This is a genomic window from Gordonia paraffinivorans NBRC 108238 (assembly GCF_000344155.1).
Classification (GTDB): domain Bacteria; phylum Actinomycetota; class Actinomycetes; order Mycobacteriales; family Mycobacteriaceae; genus Gordonia; species Gordonia paraffinivorans.
The window spans coordinates 14027-31812 of the sequence record NZ_BAOQ01000014.1 but is presented as its reverse complement, the minus strand read 5'-3'; the positions used below and the strand labels follow the sequence as shown (position 1 = coordinate 31812).

The following is a 17786-nucleotide window of genomic DNA, read 5'->3' as shown; positions in this document are numbered from 1 at the left end:
GCCTCACCTGGTCTCGGTGATCGCCATGTAGGGCGACACCGTCGACTGGTGCTCGTTGACGCGGAGGGTGGCGCCGAGGGCGGGGAAGGCGCGCTGCGGGCAGTTCGTCCGCTCGCAGACCCGGCAACCGGCGCCGATCGGGGTGACGTGCGCCTGCGGTCCGATCTCGAGACCGTCGGAGTAGATCACCCGGCCGGCATGGCGCAGTTCGCACCCCATCCCGATCGCGAAGGTCTTGCCCGGCTGTCCATACCGTGCCGCGCGGCGCTCGACGGTCCGGGCCACCCAGAAGTAGTTGCGGCCGTCGGGCATCTCGGCGATCTGCGTCAGGATCTTGCCGGGGGAGGCGAAGGTCTCGTAGACGTTCCACAGCGGGCAGGTGCCGCCGCTGGACGAGAAGTGGAAACCCGTGGCGGACTGTCGTTTCGACATGTTCCCGGCGCGGTCGACGCGGACGAACGACCACGGGATGCCGCGGAGGTTGGGGCGCTGCAGTGTCGAGAGGCGGTGGCAGACCGTCTCGAACGACACCTGGTAGAACGCCGACAGGCGCTCGATGTCGTAGCGGAAATCCTCTGCGGCGCCGTGGAACTGACTGTAGGGGAGCACCACGGCTGCGGCGAAGTAGTTGGCCAGGCCCAGCAGCGCCAGTGAGCGGGCGTCCTCGCTGGTGAAGTTTCCCTGGTCGACGAGTTCGTCGAGGAGATCGTGGTACTCGAGATAGCAGAGCTCGCTGGCGAGCTTGAAGGTGCGCTGCCCCGCCGAGAGGGCGGCGGAGAACTCGAGCCGGCGCTCCTCGGCGTTGAAGCGGTGCAGCACGTAGTCGCCGAGGTCGACGCGTCGCACGATGGAGATGCCGTGCACGTTCTCGATGCGGTTCATGATCTCGCGCCGGATGTCCGCCGAGTGCATGCGCATCCGGTTGGTCATCTCCTCGGCGGCGACATCGAGTTCATGGATGTAGTTGCGGCGCTGGTAGAAGTAGTCGCGCACCTCCTCGTGCGGCGCGCTGATCGTGCCGCGCATCGAGCGGTCGCCGCGTTCGTCGGTGGCGGCCGCGAGCTGATCGGTGGCGATCCGGTAGCGGCGGTGCAGGTTCACCATCGCCTGGGCGATCTCCGGATGCGACGCGACCATCGCACTGATCTGCTGGGCGTCCTGGGCTCCCGGCCCCGCTTCCACGTCGTCGTCGAGCAGCACCTCGCGGAGCTCGGCGACGAGGCGGATGTCGTCCTGGGAATCGAAGAAACCGGCGTCGACGCCGAACGCCTCGGTGATCCGGCGCAGCACAGAGGCGGTGAGTGGTCGCGCGTCGTGCTCGATCTGGTTGAGATACGACGCCGAGATCCCCAGTGTCTGGGCGAGTGCCACCTGCGAGAGTCCGCGCTCGGACCGCAGCTGCCGCAGGCGGGATCCGACGTAGCTCCTGCTCACTTGCCACCTCCAGAACAGGCGAAGTCAGATCGGCGATCTTCTTCGGGATGTCGACTTCCTTCAGGGTACGGTGACCGCGTGCGTTCACTCGGGGGCCGATCGACGGGCCGTCGCTGCCGTTCGATCGCGGTGATGGCCGCGACGCTGGCCGTGGCCATCACGTCCTGTTCGGAGCCCGCGGGCGTCGCGCCGCCGAGTTCGCCCGCCGATCTGGTGCTCCCGGTCTCGGATCTCCCGCCGGGGTTCGCGCCCGAGTCGCTGTCGGTCGACGACCTCGTCGCGGGGAACCAGGCGGGCATCGACGCGGCCCGCACCACACGGGTGACGCCGGAGTTCTGTCGGCCGACCGCCGACGAGGCCCTCAACCGAGAACTGTCGGCCGACAACGCCGCGGTCCTCGGCGCGCGCGGGGCCGCCGGGGTCCTCGTCGAACTCGTCACCACCGCGGCCCGGGACATCGACGCCGATCGTCTGAGCACGACCGGCCGCTGCGCCCGCACCACCACCGAGATCACCACGGGGAACCTCGCCGGAAGCAGCGTCGTCACGCAGTACACGGAGCTGTCGCCGCCCGAGCTGCCCGGAGGCCTGCGCGCCGCCGAGCAGATGCTCCTGACCCGCTCGGAGGTCACCACGACGCTGCCCGACGGCGGGGTGCGTCGCCAGATCGGATACGCCGGATACGCGGCGCTCGACCGTCCGTCGTCGGGAGCGGTGACGCTCCAGCTGACGGTGTCGGGCGCGACGACGCCGGCGACCACGCCGCCCACGGACCCCGTCGAGCCCCTCACCTCCGCGGCCTTCACCGACCTGTTCGCGACGGCGGTCGAGCGCGTCGTCGAACCCTGATCGGCGCCTCGCGACCGCTCCGTGCGCCCCGTCCGGGGTGTGAAAGTCATCACTACCGGCCGTCGGCGCGTCGACCGTGCCCGCCGGACCCGGCCAGATCGGTTCGACCGAGCGAACGTACTGTCGGGTAGCAAAATCCCAGTACGCGCGTACTTTTTTGATGGAGCGGGTCGCGTTTTCACACGTCAAGATTTGCAAACTTTGCAAGCAGGCGCCGAAAAATGGCCTGGATTCGCATCTGACAAGTGTTGGACCTGCAGGTTTGTTGTGTGGCACCCTTGCTTCAGGCACCACGGACTCAACCCCGAGAGTTCGCAAAGCCGGCCGACACCGTTGCCGGTACTCGCGAGTAACTGCTCCCGGGATGGGTCGGATGTCTGTCAGCACTCCAGGCCTTGGCGTCGTGCCGGGCCGGTCGTCCCGATCCGAATCGGGCGGGACGAGCAGGACAACGAAAGCGAAGTAGCCAATGAGCAACGTCGGAAAGCCCCGCACCGCTGCGGAGATCCAGCAGGACTGGGACACCAACCCCCGCTGGAAGAACGTCAAGCGCGATTACACCGCCGAGCAGGTCGCCGAGCTCCAGGGCTCGGTCGTCGAGGAGCACACCCTCGCCCGCCGCGGCGCCGAGATCCTGTGGGAGGGCGTCACCAAGGGTGACGGCAGCTACATCAACGCCCTCGGTGCACTCACCGGCAACCAGGCCGTGCAGCAGGTCCGCGCCGGTCTGAAGGCCGTGTACCTCTCGGGTTGGCAGGTCGCCGGTGACGCGAACCTCGCCGGTCACACCTACCCCGACCAGTCGCTGTACCCGGCGAACTCGGTTCCGAACGTCGTTCGCCGCATCAACAACGCGCTGCTCCGCGCCGACGAGATCGCCCGCGTCGAGGGTGACACCTCGGTCGACAACTGGCTCGTTCCGATCGTCGCCGACGGCGAGGCCGGATTCGGTGGCGCCCTCAACGTCTACGAGCTGCAGAAGGCCATGATCGCCGCGGGTGCCGCCGGTACCCACTGGGAGGATCAGCTCGCGTCGGAGAAGAAGTGCGGTCACCTCGGTGGCAAGGTGCTCATCCCGACCCAGCAGCACATCCGCACCCTGAACTCGGCTCGCCTGGCCGCCGACGTCGCCGGTGTCCCCACCGTCGTCATCGCGCGCACCGACGCCGAGGCCGCGACCCTCATCACCTCCGATGTGGACGAGCGCGACCGCGAGTTCATCACCGGTGAGCGCACCTCCGAGGGCTACTACCACGTGAAGAACGGCATCGAGCCGTGCATCGCGCGTGCGAAGTCCTACGCTCCGTACGCCGACCTGATCTGGATGGAGACCGGCACCCCGGATCTCGAGCTGGCCCGCAAGTTCGCCGAGGCCGTCAAGGCCGAGTTCCCCGACCAGCTGCTCGCCTACAACTGCAGCCCGTCGTTCAACTGGAGCAAGCACCTCGACGACGCCACCATCGCCAAGTTCCAGAACGAGCTCGGCGCCATGGGCTTCGCCTTCCAGTTCATCACCCTGGCCGGCTTCCACTCGCTCAACTACGGCATGTTCGATCTGGCCTACGGCTACGCCCGCAACCAGATGACCGCCTTCGTCGACCTGCAGAACCGCGAGTTCAAGGCCGCCGAGGAGCGTGGCTTCACCGCCGTCAAGCACCAGCGTGAGGTCGGTGCCGGCTACTTCGACACCATCGCCACCACCGTCGACCCGAACACCTCGACCGCAGCCCTCAAGGGCTCGACCGAGGAGGGCCAGTTCCACTAGGAACTCACATCGGTCGCACCTTGGTGTGACTTCGATTCGTGGCTGACAGATGTCCCGGGGTGAGCAGGGTCTTCGCGACCCGCTCACCCCGGGCTCTTCATCTCCACACCCTTTTCCCGGTGCCGCGCGTCTTCCCCAGGAGTCGACAATGACCAGTCAGAAGATCTCCCGAGTGGGCGTCGTCGGTGCCGGTCAGATGGGCGCAGGGATCGCCGAGGTGTGCGCGCGTGCGCAGGTGGACGTCCTCGTCCACGAGGCCACGCGAGACCGCCTCGCCGCCGGCCGCTCGCGGATCCTGGGGTCGCTCGATCGCGGCGTCTCGAGCGGAAAGCTGACCGAGAGGGAGCGCGACCAGGCCACTGCCCGTCTCCGATTCACCTGTGATCTGGGCGATTTCGCCGACCGTGATCTCGTCGTCGAGTCCGTCGTCGAGGACGAGGCCGTCAAGGTCGAGATCTTCACCCGTCTGGACGAGGTCGTCGCCGATCCGGCCGCGATCCTCGCGTCGAACACCTCCTCCATCCCCATTCGCACGCTGGGCGCCGCGACCCGCGACCCGGCCCGCGTGATCGGGCTGCACTTCTTCAACCCGGTGCCCGTGCTGCCCCTGGTCGAGCTGGTCACCATTCCGGAGACCGCTCCCGGGGTGGCCGCCCGTGCCGAGTCCTTTGCGCACGACGTCCTCGGCAAGCAGGTGATCTACTCGGCCGATCGGTCCGGGTTCGTCGTCAACGCCCTCCTCGTGCCCTACCTCCTATCCGCGATCCGGATGGTCGAGAGCGGCTTCGCCACGGTCGAGGACGTCGACAAGGCGATGGTCCTGGGCTGTGCCCATCCGATGGGTCCTCTCAAGCTCGCCGACATGGTGGGTCTCGACACGATCAAGGTGATCGCCGAGCGGATGAACGAGGAGTTCGGCGAGTCCCTCTATGCGCCGCCGGCCCTGCTCACGCAGATGGTCGAATCCGGGCGTCTCGGCAAGAAGGCCGGACGGGGCTTCTACGAATACGAGCGCAACGGCGCCGGAAAGGCCGTGCCCGCGCACGTCTGAGGTGGACGCCCTCGGGCGCGAGCGGTGACGTGAACCACAGTGTTAGCAGAATGCTTGCATTTGTTAGCACGGCGTGGATACTGGACTACGGAAACACCAATACCGATGGCGCCGCGGTTCCCCAATCTCGCGCGGTGGCGAGCCGGAACGCCGACATGGTCCGCCTCGCTGAGGCACGAACACCGACGGATGACCGACATGCGCCCGGCAATGATGCCGAGATAGCGAGACCGCATGTGCTGCAGCGCGATTGGTGACCAACAGAAGGAGTCCCCGTGACCACCACCCGTAACTACGCACCCCTCTACGCCGCGGTCGGTGCCGGTGACTACGCCGTCGCACAGGTCACCGAGAAGCTGACCGAACTGCGCGATCGCACCGAGACCGCCGCCGAGGCCGCCCAGGCCCGCTACGCCGAGGCCAAGACCCTGATCACCGAGCTGCCCGAGACCGCTCAGAGCCGTCTGGGTGAGGTCAAGGGCAAGATCGAGTCGCTGCAGGACGAGGTCCCGACCGACATCGAGGAGATCAAGGGCAAGCTGAGCGCCGAGGAGCTCAAGAAGCTCGCCGATCCCTACGTGGAGAAGGCCACCGAGCTCTACAACTCCCTGGCCGAGCGCGGCGAGGCCACCCTCGAGCGCCTGCGCAAGAAGCCGGTCGTCCAGGAGAACCTCTCGCGCGTCGAGAAGGTCTACAACGAGGCCGTCGACCTCACCGAGGACGCCCTTGGCGTCGTCTCGTCGCAGACCCGCCTCGTGGGCGAGCGCGCCGCCAAGCTGGCCGGTCGCGTGAGCGATGAGGTCGCCGACGCCGCCGTCGCCATCGAGGGGGCCGGCGCCGAGCTCACCGAGAAGGCCGGCAAGCTGGCCGGTCGCGTGAGCGAAGAGGTCGAGGACGCCGCGATCGCCATCGACGAAGCGGGCTCGGATCTCAAGGAGCAGGCCGACGAGGTCGCCAAGGAGATCGACGGTGCCGCAGGCGAGGTCGAGGCCAAGGCCCGCACCGCCAAGGCCTCGCCGGCCAAGAAGGTCGCCGCGGCCAAGGAGGAGCCGGTCCCGGCCGTGAAGAAGGCCCCGGCCAAGAAGTCGCCCGCCAAGAAGGCTCCGGCCAAGAAGGCGACCACCAACTGATCGTTCGCGCAAGCGAACTCAGCGAAGACAACGTACAGCGCCCCCACCTGCCGGTGGGGGCGCTGTCGTAGTCGTGGCCCGTGTCCGCGTTTGGCCGCCGCGCGACCGCCCGTCATCCGCGACCGCTACTGCCTCCGGGTTCGCCCGGGTCCATCGCGGGATCGCGCGGTGAGCGGATCGTGAGGACGCCGAGCGCTCCGTCGTCGCTGCGGTAGGTATGCGGCACGTCAGAGACCCATTGCAGTGCCTCGCCGGGGCCGGCGGTTAGTTCCGCGCCGGCGCGGCCCCCCTCGAGATGGCCGCTGACGACGAGGATGTGTTCGACGACGCCGGCGCCGTGTGGCGGCGACTCGCGGATGCCGCCGGGGGTGACGTGGAGCCAGAACACCTCGGTGGTGCTGCCGTCGGGAAGGTGCTCGACGTGGAGGAGGCGCGCCGCCAGGTGGGGGCTGGTGCCCTCGGTGCCGGTGTCCTCGCCGAGCAGGGCCGTCAGGGGGACGCCGAGCGGGCCGGCCAGCGCGTACAGGGTGTCGAGGGTCGGATTGCGTTGCCCGGCCTCCAGTTCGGACAACGAGCCCTTTCCTATGCCTGCCTCGCGGGCGAGTCCGGACAGGCTCAGGCCGCGTCGCTCACGCAACGCCGTGATGCGTGCGCCGACCGCGCGTCGGCGTTCGTCGGCTGTCGCCATTGCACCTCGCGAGTCGGTTGGTGGTCCGCGGAAGATGGTGTTCTGTTTACGGAACGATACCGTTATGCTCTCCGCATGACCAGCACCGCGCCGTCGACGCGCAGCGAGCCGATCGTTGCCGGGATCGTGACGGCCCTGGTCGGGTTCACGTCGTCGTTCGTCGTGGTGATCGCCGGGCTGAGGGCGGTGGGAGCGACGCCTGTGCAGGCCGCGTCGGGCCTGCTCGCACTGACGGTCACGTTCGGGATCGGCATGATCGCCCTGTCGATGCGGACGCGGCGTCCCATCACACTCGCGTGGTCGACGCCGGGCGCCGCGCTGCTCGCCTCGATGGCGAACTCCTACGAGGGCAGCTGGTCCGCGGCCGTCGGGGCGTTCCTCGTCGTCGGCCTGCTCATCGTGGCCACGGGTCTCGTTCCCGCGCTCGGTGAGCTCATCGGGCGCATCCCCACCCCGATCGCGCAGGCGATGCTGGCCGGGGTTCTGCTGACGTTGTGTCTGGCACCGATGACCTCACTTGCGGCCCAGCCGTTCTCGACTGTGCCGATCCTCGTCGTGTGGGTGATCGCGATGCGCTGGAACGCCCGATGGGCGCTGCCGTCGGCGCTCGTCACCGCGTTCGTCGTGATCGGGGTGAACGTGGTGCTCGACGGGGGAGCCGGCTGGGCGGAACAGGCGTGGTGGCCCGAACCGGCGTGGACCACCCCGACCGTCGACGCCGCCGCGATCGTCGGTATCGCGATCCCGCTCTACGTCGTGACGATGGCGTCGCAGAACGTGCCCGGCGTCGCGGTCCTGAGATCGTTCGGATACGAGACACCTTGGCGCCCTGCGATGTTCGTAACCGGTGTGGGAACGGTCGTCGGCGCCCCGTTCGGTGGCCACGTGATCAATCTCGCGGCGTTGTCGGCGGCACTCGCCGCGGGGCCGGAGGCCGGCGCCGACACGTCGAGACGCTGGATCGCCGGTGTGTCGGCGGGTGTCACCTACCTCGTGCTCGCCGCGTTGTCCGGTGTGCTCGTGGCGGTCGCCTCGATCGCCCCCGACGGACTGCTCGAAGCCGTTGCGGGGCTGGCGCTCCTCGCCACGTTCGTCTCGGCCGTCCTCGGGGCCTTCGAGCAGGAGGGGTTCCGGATACCCGCCGGACTGACCTTCGTCACGGCCGCGGCCGGGGTCACCTTCGCCGGCATCGGCGGCGCCTTCTGGGCACTGGTGGTGGGACTGCTGGCGTTCGGGGTGCTGCGGAAGCGATAGTCAGCCCGCGGCCGCCAGCCGCTTCTTCTCCGACTCCACGTCGAAATCGGCCTTCGGCCAGTCGAGTTCGAGGCCCGAGAGCGCGTCGATCAACAGCTCGCACACCGCCAGGCGCGAGAACCACTTCCGGTTGGCCGGGATGACGTACCAGGGAGCGGCGTCGTGGTCGGTGAGGTCGAAGATCGCCTGGTACGCCTCGAGATAGTCATCCCAGTGGGCGCGCTCGTCGATGTCGCCGGGGTTGTACTTCCAGTACTTGTCCGGGCGATCGAGACGCTCGGCGAGGCGCTTCTTCTGTTCGTCCTTCGACACCACGAGGCAGCACTTGATGACGGTCGTGCCGCTCGCGACGAGTTCGGACTCGAACTGGTTGATGATGGCGTAGCGCTTCTCCCACTCCGATCGCGGAACCAGGTTGTGGACCCGCACGGGCAGCACGTCCTCGTAGTGCGAGCGGTCGAAGATGCCGATCCGTCCGGCAGGGGGTAGGGCCTTGCGGATGCGCCACAGGAAGTCGTGCTGCAGCTCCTCCGGGGTCGGTTTCCCGAATCCCTTGATGGACAGGCCCTGTGGATCGACGAGACCGCCGACGTGCCGGACGATGCCGCCCTTGCCAGCGGTGTCCATGCCCTGCAACACCAGCAACACCGAGCGGTGATCGCCCGAACGGCCGTTGGCATACAGCAGTTCCTGGAGATCGGCCAGGGCCCGGCCGCGCTCGGCGAGGAGCTCGGTGCCGGAATCCTTGTCGCCGTCGAAGCCCGGGGTCGATTCGGGATCGAAGGACGCGATGGGTCCGAGGGCGCGTGCGCGCAGGGCCGACGATGCGGGAACGGTCCAGCTGTGGCTCATGGGTGTCGTCTCCTGACTGCGGTCACTCGGCTGCGGGAGGGAAGAGCGGTCCGCCGCCGAAGGCTGCGCGATGCGAATCCGGCGGCGTCCCATCGTTGTTCACGATCCCGTACCGCGCTCCGAGTTCGGCGGTGATGAGCGTGTGTCCGTTGTGGTCGGGCAGTGCGGGGTCGGCGGCGAGCCGGGAGATCACGCGGCCCACGAACTCCGGGTCCTCGGCGCGCTTCAGCGAGAACCCGGCGAACTCGTCGACGCCGAGCGAGAGCAGCAGTTCGGTGCGGATCAGGCCGAGCCACAACGACACAGCGGTGACGCCGGTGCCGTTCAGCTCGACGGCCATGTCCGCGGCCATCTTGTCGAGGGCCGTCTTGCTCATGCCGTAGAGCACCGAGTGCAGGTGCCCGCGGGAGCCGAATGACGAGATGTTGGCGATCAGTCCGTTGCCCTGTGCGGTCATCGCGCGCGCGGCATGCACCGAGGCGACGTAGTGGGCGCGCAGTCCGACCCCGATCAGGGTGTCCCAGTCGTCGACGGGCCGCTTCCAGAACGGATCCGAGAATCCGCCGAAACCCTTGGGCGACGCCCAGGCGTTGTTGACCAACAGGTCGAGACGCCCCTGCGCGGAGGTGATCTGCTCGAAGACGCCTGCCACCGCGGCATCGTCGGTGTGGTCGCACTCGAGGGGGAGCGCCCCGTCGGGGCCGGTCCCGTGCCGAGAGGTCACATACGTGGTCCAACCGTCGTCGACGAGCGCACGGGCGATGCCGAAACCGACACCCCGGCTGCCGCCGGTCACGAGCGCGACGCGCGTCATGACCCGGCGTTCTCGGTGGTCGGGGCCTGGGTGGACGGGGCCTCGGCGGACGGGGCGTCGGTGGACCCGGGGTCGGCCGAGGCCGGCTCCGGCAGTGGGGGCGGCGCGGCCATGAACGCCTCGCGGGAGCCCTCGACCGCGGTGACGCCGACCACCGCGCTCCAGACCATCATCGTCAGATAGTCGACGACCTGGTCGGCGTCGAGCGTCCGGGTCGTCATCCACCAGTCGACGACGTGCTGGATGCCTCCGACGAGGGCGTTCGCCCAGAGCTCGGCGCCCGTGGTGTCCGAGCCCCGCTCGGCCATGCGCAACACCATGCTGCTCATGACCAGCTGCGACACCAGGCGTACCGACTCGGCCGGGGCAGGGGAGGACGTGGGGGAGCTGGCGAGCGCGAACCGGTAGAGATTCGGTTCGTTGTCGACGGCGTGGACGTACACGCCGATGACCGTGCGGGTGAGCGTGAACTCGTCGAGGTCGTCGGAGATCGCCTCGGTCAGTCGCGGCCAGATCGTCGTCTCGAAGAACCGCACGGTGGTCGCGACACCGAGGTCGCTCTTGTCGGTGAAGTACCGGTAGAGGACGGTCTTGGACACGCCGATGTGCGCGGCGATCTCGTCCATGCCGACGTCGGCGCCGAGATCGCGGACCGCGGCGATCACGCCGTCGGTGAGTTCGGTGCGACGTGCGAGCTTGTGCTTCTCCCAGCGCTGCTTACGGCCGTCGGGCTTGCTTCCGGGTTCGGTGACCGTGGTCAGCACCTGTTCGAGTCCGCGCGTCACGTTGGCCGCAGCCGCCATCGCGGCGCGCGCAGCGGCAGCGGGTTTCGGGCGGTTGGCCATCACGCAGCCAGAGTAGTCGGTCCATGGGTGACACTGGTGCCATGGCATCGACAGTGACCCCGGGAGTCGCCGAGCATCCGGACGGCGCCCGAGAGCAGCCGTCCTCTCCGGGATTAGGGGTGGACTCCGCCGGTGACGCCCGCCGGCGCCGGGACCTCCGCAAGATGAAGGCGGTCGCGACCGGCTTCCTCGTCTTCGCGGCCCTCGTGTACCTGCTCACCCGCTTCATCGAGCACCGTGACGGCGACGACGTGGCCGCCTGGGTCGGGTTCGTGCAGGCGGCGTCGGAGGCCGGGATGGTCGGCGCGCTCGCCGACTGGTTCGCGGTGACCGCACTCTTCCGGCATCCGCTGGGCATCCCGATCCCGCACACCGCGCTGATCCGCAAGAAGAAGGACGACATCGGCGATCAGCTCGGCGGGTTCATCGAGGAGAACTTCATGACCCCCGACGTCGTGGTGCGACGCGCGGAGCAGATCGACCTGCCCCGCCGGCTCTCGACATGGGTCGCCGACCCGAAGAACGCTCCCCGGATCTCCGCCGAGGCGGCCCGCGCGATCCAGCTGGCCTCGGAGATGCTGCGCGACGAGGACGTCGAGCAGCTGATCCAGGCCGCGCTCAAGTGGGCCGCCGAACCCGAGTGGGCGCCACCGACCGGCCGGATTCTGGAGCAGCTCATCGCCGAGGACCGGCTCGAGCCGGTCTTCCAGATGCTGTGCGACCGCGCCCACGAATGGGCCCTCGGCAGCCAGGACCTCATCGATCGCGTCGTCGACCGCGACGGTCCGCAGTGGACACCGCGCTTCGTCAACGTCCTGGTCGGCGACAAGATCCACCGCGAACTCGTCGAGTTCACCCACAAGGTGCAGAACAACCCCGACCACGAACTACGCCGTGCCATGCACGAATTCGTGGAGAAGTTCGCCACCGACCTGCAGCACGATCCGGAGATGATCGCCCGGTTCGAGAACATCAAGACCGAGCTGATCGGTCGCGACGAGGTGACCGGCGCGGCATCGACCGCGTGGAAGACCGGCAAGGCCGTCATCGAGCAGATGCTCGACGACCCGAACAGCACCTTGCGCAACACCCTCGCCGACTCGATCATCCAGCTGGCCACCAGGATCCGGGACGACCGTCCGCTGCAGGAGAAGATGAACGGCTGGGTGGCCCGCGTTGCGCACCATGTCGCCGTGAACTACTCGCAGGAGATCATCTCGGTCATCACCGACACCGTGCGCGGATGGGACGCCGACGACACCAGCCGCAAGATCGAGCTCCAGGTGGGTCGGGACCTGCAGTTCATCCGGATCAACGGCACCGTGGTCGGCGCGCTGGCCGGTCTGGCGATCCACACGATCTCGGTGCTGATCTTCCACTGAGACGCCCCGCACGAGGTGAGCGCCGATGTGGCGCACGCGGATTTGCAGTGTGCTTGCACGTGCTAGCACCGACGCCGATACTGGGAGTACGTGGGTGACACGCAGGTGGCGGCACCGGCTCGGCCGGTGACCCGCCGGTGGCGGCCCGCGGGCGTATGACCCTGGTGAACGGAGCGTGATGAAGCGCGAGCAGGACGAGGCCCCCCTCGACGCAGATGTCGACGGCGGGTCCGGGTCCGGCGAGTCCGGGCCGGAGGCCTCCACCGGGGACACGAATGCCGCCGCGGGAGCCGTCGAGGCGGTCGAGGCCGTGGCCAACGCGGCTCAGGACGCGGTGACCAACGCCGCGCAGGACATCGGGGCCTTCATCCGCTCGCAGCGGGTGGCGGCGAAGGTGTCCCTCCGGCAGCTCGCCGAGCGTGCCGGGGTGAGCAATCCCTACCTCAGCCAGATCGAACGCGGGCTGCGCAAGCCGTCAGCGGACGTCCTCGCCCAGATCGCCAAGGGCCTACGGGTTTCCGCTGAGGTGCTGTATGTGCGCGCCGGAATTCTCGAAGAACGCCCCGCGAGTCCGGTCCGGGATGCTCTGATCGCAGATGACTCGATCAACGAGCGCCAGAAGCAGATGCTGCTGGAGATCTACGAGTCCTTCCGCAAGGAGAACGCCACCGAGTCGAACGGCCATGAGTAGCTGAGCCCCAGCCGCTGATGAGTCCGGATCCGTCACACAGAGTCGAGAGCCGACCGAGGAGAACCTGGATGAGCGATAACCCGTTGACAGCGGCAGTGGGACAGGTGGCCGCGTTGCTGGCCGAGGTCCGCGAACGTGGTGAGGCCGCGACCGAGCAGGCCCAGTCGAGGCTTGCCGAGACTGTGGAAAGCACCCAGTCGAGGCTTGCCGAGACTGTGGAAAGCACCCAGTCGAGGCTTGCCGAGGCTGTCGGGAGTACACAGTCGAGGCTTGCCGAGACCGTCGGGCAGACGCAGGCGAAGCTCGCCGAGACCGTCGAACAGACCCAGGCGCGAATCCAGGGTTCTCGTGACGACGCCCAGGCGAAGATCGACGAGGCCCTCGTGACTGCGCTCGCGCTCTTCGAAGAGGCCAAGTCGAAACTGTCGACCCTTCCGGTGGAGTTGCCGGTGGAGATCGAGGAATTGCGTGCCCGGTTCTCCGCCGAGGAGCTGCGGAAGGTCGCCGAGGCGTATCTGGCGGTCGCGGCGGGCCTGCTGACCGCGTTGTCGGAGCGCCGGGACGAGGCGGTCGGGAAGCTGGTGTCCCAGCCCGTCGTCGAGGCGAACCTGCCCAAGCTGGAGAAGGTCTACAACGACGCGGTCGGGTTGACCGAAGAGGCGCTCGGGACCATCTCCGAGCAGACCCGGGCAGTCGGGGAACGCGCATTGCGGCTCGCGGGTCTCGCTGACAGCAGCCAACCCGAGCCGCCCGCCGCCGCGAAGCTCGTGGAGGCGCCGGCAGAGAAGAAGGCGGTACCGGCGGAGTCGACGTCGACCGCGCAGAAGGCCCCGGCCCCGAATGCTCCGGCGCGGAAGGCCCCGGCCGAGCGGCCGACTGCGCAGAAGACCCCGGCCGAGCGGCCGACTGCGCAGAAGACGGCTGCGCACGAGGCTCCGGCGACGACCGGGACGAAGACGCCCGCCAAGACGGCGACCTCCCCGGCGCCTGCGAAGAAGACCGCGACCAAGGCCCCCGCCAAGAAGGCCCCTGCCAAGAAGGCGGCCGCGGTGAAGGCTGCCGCCGATCGTGCGGCCGCCAAGCGGACCCCGGCGCGGAAGGCGGCGGCCAAGTCCACCGCGGAGGCCGCCAAGAAGGCCCCGGCGAAGAAGGCCCCGGTCAAGAGGGCGAGCGAGTCGAAGGCCGCGGCGTCCGACGCGACGGCACGCAAGGCCGCTGCAAAGAAGACGGCCGCGAAGAAGGCCGCCGGGAAGAAGGCCACCGCCAAGAAGTCGCCGGCCAAGAGCGCCCCGGCCAAGCGCACCACTGCCACGACGATGGCGGCAAAGGCGGCCGGAACCACGGGCACGGCGGCCAAGAAGTCGCCCGCGAAGAAGGCCCCGGCGAAGAAGTCGCCTGCCAAGAAGTCGGCACCCAAGACCGACTGACCACCGCGTCTGCCGGCCGGGAGGTGGTTCGGGTGGCCCGCCGCCCGCGCCTCGTCCGGGGCGCTTCGGCGCGGGGCTTTGATACAAGCGTGACGCACGCGACTACAGTGTGGGCGTGGACTTCTTCACGGTGATGGCGGCCGGTCAGAATCTCATCCTGTGGGCGCTGACGGTGGTCGCGGGCGTGGCGGCGGTCGTGTGTCTGATCCACGCGGCCATCCAGCGGTCGGACGCCTTCCCTGCGGTCGACCGTCAGAGCAAGGTGATCTGGGTTTCCATCCTGGCCGCTGCGACGCTGTTCATCTGGTTCTTCCAGGCCCCGTCGTTGCTGTACATCGTCGGGGTGGTCGCGATGCTCGTGTACCTGGTCGATGTCCGCAAGCGCGTCGACGACATCCAGGGCAAGTCCTGGTTCAGCAAGAGGGCCTGATCCCCGGTGGCGGAGTATCGGATCAACGACCTGGCCGAGGCGTCGGGCGTCAGCGTTCGCAACATCCGCGTCTACCAGGACCGCGGGTTGCTCCCGCCGCCGACCATCCGCGGCCGCGCCGGCTGGTACTCCGACCAGCACCTGGTCCGGTTGAACCTCATCTCCCGCATGCTCGAGCGCGGGTACACCTTCGCGACGATCAGCGAGCTCCTGCACGCCGCCCACCACGGCATGCGCGTCGAGCAGGTCCTGCGCGGCTCGCCCAAGGGCGGCCGGTTCCGCAATTTCAAGCGCGCGGCGACCATCACCATCGCCGAGCTGAAGAAGACGCTCAACGCCACCGACCGGTCCATCGCGCTCAGCCAGAAGCTGGGCCTGCTGGTCAAGGACGGAACCCACTACGCGATCAAGAACCCGGAACTCCTCGAGGGCGCCGAGGTTCTGGTCAAGGCCGGGGTCGACCTCGAACTGCTGCTCGACCGCTGGGTGCGCGTCCAGGAGGACCTCGAGGACGTCGCCAAGAGCTTCGTCGGGATCATCACCGACAAATACTTCGACGAGAACCTGCCAGACCTCGGTGAGAAGGGGGTCAGCAAGATGGCCGACCTCATCCAGACGGTCCGGCCGATGGCGCACGACATCGTCGAGACGACGTTCCGGAAGGCTCTCGACGAGCAGATCTCCAAGGCGATCGGCGAGGCCGCGACGTACTTCGACGCCGCCCGCGACGACGAGACGATCCCCGTCGAGAGCGGGGGCCGGCCCGCGGGACAGACCGACCCCGATAATGAGACAACAGACGTTGGTACATTGAACACCGACACGGGACGCTGACTCGACGCGTCCCCCGAGGGGCGGGTCGTGTGTCCCGCCCGAGCGCGAGGAGTGCCGGTGAACACGAAGTCGTTGGCGAAGGCGGGCGGGATCGCGGCAGCGGTCGGTGTCGGGGCGGTCGCTGTGGGCATCGGGACCGTCCTCGGCGGGATCGTCCGCGAGGCGTTGCGGACCGACATCGCCGTCGACGACGGGCCCGACGAGCTGCTGTCGAAGCCGGCGGGCGAGCCGCGTCGCCGGGTGGTCCGCACGCCGGACGGAACCGGGCTGAACGTCGAGGTCTACGGCGCCGACGATGACGACCCCACCGGCGACATCTTCATCATGGTCCACGGCTGGACCTGCAACACCGCGTACTGGTATCCGCAGATCAACCACCTGATCACGGCCGAGGCCGGAGACCGCCGGGTCGTCGTCTACGACCAGCGCGGACACGGCCGCAGCGAGCGGGGACGCGCCCGGCCGACGGTCGCGATGCTGGGACAGGATCTCGACGCGGTGCTCGAGGCCACGGTCCCGGCGGGCCGTCGCGCGATCCTGGTGGGCCACAGCATGGGCGGCATGACCCTTATGTCGTGGGCCGCGCAGTACCCGGAGAAGGTCGGCACCCGGGTGTCGGCGGTCGTGCTCGTGTCGACCGCGGCGAAGGCCGTCATGGAGAACCACGGGCTGGTGCCGGTCGATCTGCCCGCCTACGCCCGGCCGTTCGCACCGTTCGCTACCAAGGCGATCACCGCGGTTCCGATGCCGATCCCCCGGACCTCCGCCGGGGTGCGCTTCGCGCAGTACATGGCCCTCGGCCCGAACGCCCGTCGATCACACGTCGACTTCGTCGACGATATGGTCAGCAGCTGTCCGCCGCGCGCCCGCGCGGGATGGGGCGCGGCGATGGGCAAGCTCGACGTGACCGCCGGGCTCCGGGCGCTGACCGTCCCCACCGTGGTGGTCGTCGGCACCGAGGACCGGCTCACCCCGGTCAAGCATGCCGAGCAGATGGCGGAAGTGTTGCGCCGCAACGGATCTATGCGTGACCTGGTCGTCTACGAGGGCGTCGGTCACATGTCGAGCATCGAGGCCGCCGAGCGCTTCAACGAGATGCTCGACGAACTCGTCGAGCAGGTCTCGGGCAACGAGAAGGCCGTGCGGCCGGCCGGCTGACGGTGACTCCTCGCGGCGGACCCCGCGCTCCGGCGCGAGTGGTCGGCCGCACGAGACGGTCTTGCGGCCTTACAGCGAGCAGTTCACGAAGACCGGCTCGGGCTTCAACGTCACGCCGAAGGCGTCGAACACGCCGTCGCGCACCTGTCGGGCCAGCGTGAGCAACTGCTCGGTCGTCGCCGATCCCCGATTGGTCAGTGCGAGTGTGTGTTTCGTCGACAGGCGCACCGGTGAGTCGGGTCCCGGGTGACCGCGGGAGAAGCCCGCGCGTTCGATGAGCCAGCCCGCCGACAGCTTGATCGCGTGTGCCCCTGCCGGTTCGCCCGGTTGCGGTCCCGCCGGGTAGGTCGGGATGCTGACGTCCTCGCCGACCCGCGCCGCGATGCGATCGAGGATCGCCGGCGCGTCGTCGCCGGGGACGATGGGGTTGGTGAAGAACGAGCCGGCGCTCCACGTGTCGAAGTCGTCGGGGTCCAGGACCATGCCCTTGTTGCGCCGAAGACCGAGCACCGCCTCACGCGCGGTCACCGCGTCGACCCGCTCGCCGGGCTCCACGCCCACGGTGGACGCCAGCTCGCGGTATCGGATCGGTTGGCTCCGGCGGTCGTCGTTGAGCCAGAAGGACACGGCCACGACGACGAAATCGTCGCGGTTCTTGAGGTTGCTGGTCCGATAGCCAAGCCCGAGCTCGGCGGGAGCGACCCAGCGCAACGTCCCCGATCGGCGGTCGAGAACCTGGACCGAGCGAAGGATGTCGGCGACCTCGACGCCGTAGGCGCCGACATTCTGCACCGGCGTCGCACCGGCGGCCCCGGGGATGCCGGAGAGGCACTCGAGTCCGCCGTAGCCCGCGTCGACCGTCGCGGCGACCAGGGTGTCCCAGTTGACCCCGGCGTCGGCGACGACATGGGCGCGATCGGACTCCCGGTCCGTGCCGAACTCGATGCGGTCACTGGCCAGGACGACGACGGTCCCGTCGAACCCGGCGTCGCCGATCACCAGGTTGGAGCCGCCGCCGATCACGAGCACCGGCTCGGACCGGGCGTCGAGCTCGGAGATGGCGTCCACGATGGCGCGGGTGTCGGCGCAACGGACGATCTCGCGGGCCGGTCCGCCCAGCCGCAGGGTGGTCAGCTCGGCGAGGGGAGCGCTTCGGGGCGCCTGCGTGTCGGTCACGCTCTA

The 17786-nt window shown here is 68.8% G+C and carries 17 protein-coding genes; 11 read left to right on the top strand and 6 right to left on the bottom strand.

Annotated features, from left to right (window positions below):
• Positions 1–3: 3 nt before the first annotated feature.
• Positions 4–1434, bottom strand: coding sequence for an acetate metabolism transcriptional regulator RamB (gene ramB, locus GP2_RS07610; protein ID WP_006899907.1), 1431 nt, complete (start codon positions 1432–1434; stop codon positions 4–6).
• A 132-nt stretch (positions 1435–1566) separates the two neighbouring features.
• Here ramB and GP2_RS07605 point away from each other — a divergent pair, with 132 nt between their 5' ends.
• From GP2_RS07605 to GP2_RS07590, 4 genes are all read left to right on the top strand, one after another.
• Positions 1567–2283 carry a hypothetical protein gene (locus GP2_RS07605; protein WP_006899906.1) on the top strand — a complete coding sequence of 239 codons (717 nt, stop codon included), beginning with the start codon at positions 1567–1569 and terminating at the stop codon, positions 2281–2283.
• 469 nt (positions 2284–2752) lie between these two features.
• Positions 2753–4048: an isocitrate lyase gene (gene aceA, locus GP2_RS07600; protein ID WP_006899905.1), complete on the top strand. Its 1296-nt coding sequence runs from the start codon at positions 2753–2755 to the stop codon at positions 4046–4048.
• A gap of 148 nt (positions 4049–4196) precedes the next feature.
• Positions 4197–5099, top strand: coding sequence for a 3-hydroxybutyryl-CoA dehydrogenase (locus tag GP2_RS07595; RefSeq protein WP_006899904.1), 903 nt, complete (start codon positions 4197–4199; stop codon positions 5097–5099).
• A gap of 275 nt (positions 5100–5374) precedes the next feature.
• A complete protein-coding gene (locus GP2_RS07590; protein WP_006899903.1) occupies positions 5375–6229 on the top strand; it encodes a hypothetical protein in 855 nt (284 codons plus the stop codon).
• Between the two features lie 112 nt (positions 6230–6341).
• On the opposite strand, the gene GP2_RS07585 is transcribed toward GP2_RS07590, so the two are convergent.
• Complete coding sequence (locus tag GP2_RS07585) at positions 6342–6917, bottom strand: XRE family transcriptional regulator (protein ID WP_006899902.1); 576 nt, start codon at positions 6915–6917, stop codon at positions 6342–6344.
• A gap of 42 nt (positions 6918–6959) precedes the next feature.
• On the opposite strand from GP2_RS07585, the gene GP2_RS07580 reads away from it, so the two are divergent.
• Positions 6960–8171, top strand: coding sequence for a benzoate/H(+) symporter BenE family transporter (locus GP2_RS07580; protein ID WP_255218597.1), 1212 nt, complete (start codon positions 6960–6962; stop codon positions 8169–8171).
• On the opposite strand, the gene GP2_RS07575 is transcribed toward GP2_RS07580, so the two are convergent.
• Genes GP2_RS07575 through GP2_RS07565 form a run of 3 tightly spaced genes read right to left on the bottom strand, consistent with a single transcriptional unit; the run spans position 8172 to position 10682 of the window.
• Positions 8172–9023 (bottom strand): polyphosphate kinase 2 family protein, encoded by an 852-nt coding sequence (locus GP2_RS07575; RefSeq protein ID WP_006899900.1) that lies wholly within the window; start codon positions 9021–9023, stop codon positions 8172–8174.
• A gap of 22 nt (positions 9024–9045) precedes the next feature.
• A complete protein-coding gene (locus tag GP2_RS07570) occupies positions 9046–9837 on the bottom strand; it encodes an SDR family NAD(P)-dependent oxidoreductase (protein WP_006899899.1) in 792 nt (263 codons plus the stop codon).
• Entirely contained in the window at positions 9834–10682 is an 849-nt protein-coding gene (locus GP2_RS07565; RefSeq protein ID WP_006899898.1) for a TetR/AcrR family transcriptional regulator, read from the bottom strand. The genes GP2_RS07570 and GP2_RS07565 overlap by 4 nt, the downstream gene beginning before the upstream one ends.
• Before the next feature lie 41 nt (positions 10683–10723).
• Here GP2_RS07565 and GP2_RS07560 point away from each other — a divergent pair, with 41 nt between their 5' ends.
• The 6 genes from GP2_RS07560 to GP2_RS07535 all read left to right on the top strand — a co-directional run bounded on the left by GP2_RS07560 (position 10724) and on the right by GP2_RS07535 (position 16604).
• Positions 10724–12064, top strand: coding sequence for a DUF445 domain-containing protein (locus GP2_RS07560; RefSeq protein ID WP_040526607.1), 1341 nt, complete (start codon positions 10724–10726; stop codon positions 12062–12064).
• Between the two features lie 178 nt (positions 12065–12242).
• Positions 12243–12755 carry a helix-turn-helix domain-containing protein gene (locus GP2_RS07555; RefSeq protein WP_006899896.1) on the top strand — a complete coding sequence of 171 codons (513 nt, stop codon included), beginning with the start codon at positions 12243–12245 and terminating at the stop codon, positions 12753–12755.
• A 68-nt stretch (positions 12756–12823) separates the two neighbouring features.
• Positions 12824–14182, top strand: a complete 1359-nt coding sequence (locus tag GP2_RS07550) for a histone H1-like repetitive region-containing protein (protein ID WP_006899895.1) — start codon at positions 12824–12826, stop codon at positions 14180–14182.
• A gap of 133 nt (positions 14183–14315) precedes the next feature.
• A complete protein-coding gene (locus GP2_RS07545) occupies positions 14316–14612 on the top strand; it encodes a DUF2516 family protein (RefSeq protein WP_040526618.1) in 297 nt (98 codons plus the stop codon).
• A 6-nt stretch (positions 14613–14618) separates the two neighbouring features.
• The gene (locus GP2_RS07540) at positions 14619–15446 is read left to right on the top strand and encodes a MerR family transcriptional regulator (protein ID WP_006899893.1); all 828 of its coding nucleotides are present in this window, start codon (positions 14619–14621) and stop codon (positions 15444–15446) included.
• A gap of 57 nt (positions 15447–15503) precedes the next feature.
• Complete coding sequence (locus GP2_RS07535) at positions 15504–16604, top strand: alpha/beta fold hydrolase (protein WP_006899892.1); 1101 nt, start codon at positions 15504–15506, stop codon at positions 16602–16604.
• Positions 16605–16673: 69 nt separating this feature from the next.
• Here the strand turns inward: GP2_RS07535 and GP2_RS07530 are convergent, their stop codons facing one another.
• Entirely contained in the window at positions 16674–17780 is a 1107-nt protein-coding gene (locus GP2_RS07530) for a UDP-N-acetylmuramate dehydrogenase (protein ID WP_006899891.1), read from the bottom strand.
• Positions 17781–17786 lie beyond the last annotated feature (6 nt).

Excerpts from the sequence above, each read along its gene's own strand:
- GP2_RS07605 (WP_006899906.1), top strand. The coding sequence starts at position 1,567 with ATGGCCGCGACGCTGGCCGTGGCCATCACGTCCTGTTCGGAGCCCGCG.
- aceA (WP_006899905.1), top strand. The coding sequence starts at position 2,753 with ATGAGCAACGTCGGAAAGCCCCGCACCGCTGCGGAGATCCAGCAGGAC.
- GP2_RS07595 (WP_006899904.1), top strand. The coding sequence starts at position 4,197 with ATGACCAGTCAGAAGATCTCCCGAGTGGGCGTCGTCGGTGCCGGTCAG.
- GP2_RS07585 (WP_006899902.1), bottom strand. The coding sequence starts at position 6,917 with ATGGCGACAGCCGACGAACGCCGACGCGCGGTCGGCGCACGCATCACG.
- GP2_RS07575 (WP_006899900.1), bottom strand. The coding sequence starts at position 9,023 with ATGAGCCACAGCTGGACCGTTCCCGCATCGTCGGCCCTGCGCGCACGC.
- GP2_RS07570 (WP_006899899.1), bottom strand. The coding sequence starts at position 9,837 with ATGACGCGCGTCGCGCTCGTGACCGGCGGCAGCCGGGGTGTCGGTTTC.
- GP2_RS07565 (WP_006899898.1), bottom strand. The coding sequence starts at position 10,682 with ATGGCCAACCGCCCGAAACCCGCTGCCGCTGCGCGCGCCGCGATGGCG.
- GP2_RS07560 (WP_040526607.1), top strand. The coding sequence starts at position 10,724 with ATGGCATCGACAGTGACCCCGGGAGTCGCCGAGCATCCGGACGGCGCC.
- GP2_RS07555 (WP_006899896.1), top strand. The coding sequence starts at position 12,243 with ATGAAGCGCGAGCAGGACGAGGCCCCCCTCGACGCAGATGTCGACGGC.
- GP2_RS07550 (WP_006899895.1), top strand. The coding sequence starts at position 12,824 with ATGAGCGATAACCCGTTGACAGCGGCAGTGGGACAGGTGGCCGCGTTG.
- GP2_RS07545 (WP_040526618.1), top strand. The coding sequence starts at position 14,316 with ATGGCGGCCGGTCAGAATCTCATCCTGTGGGCGCTGACGGTGGTCGCG.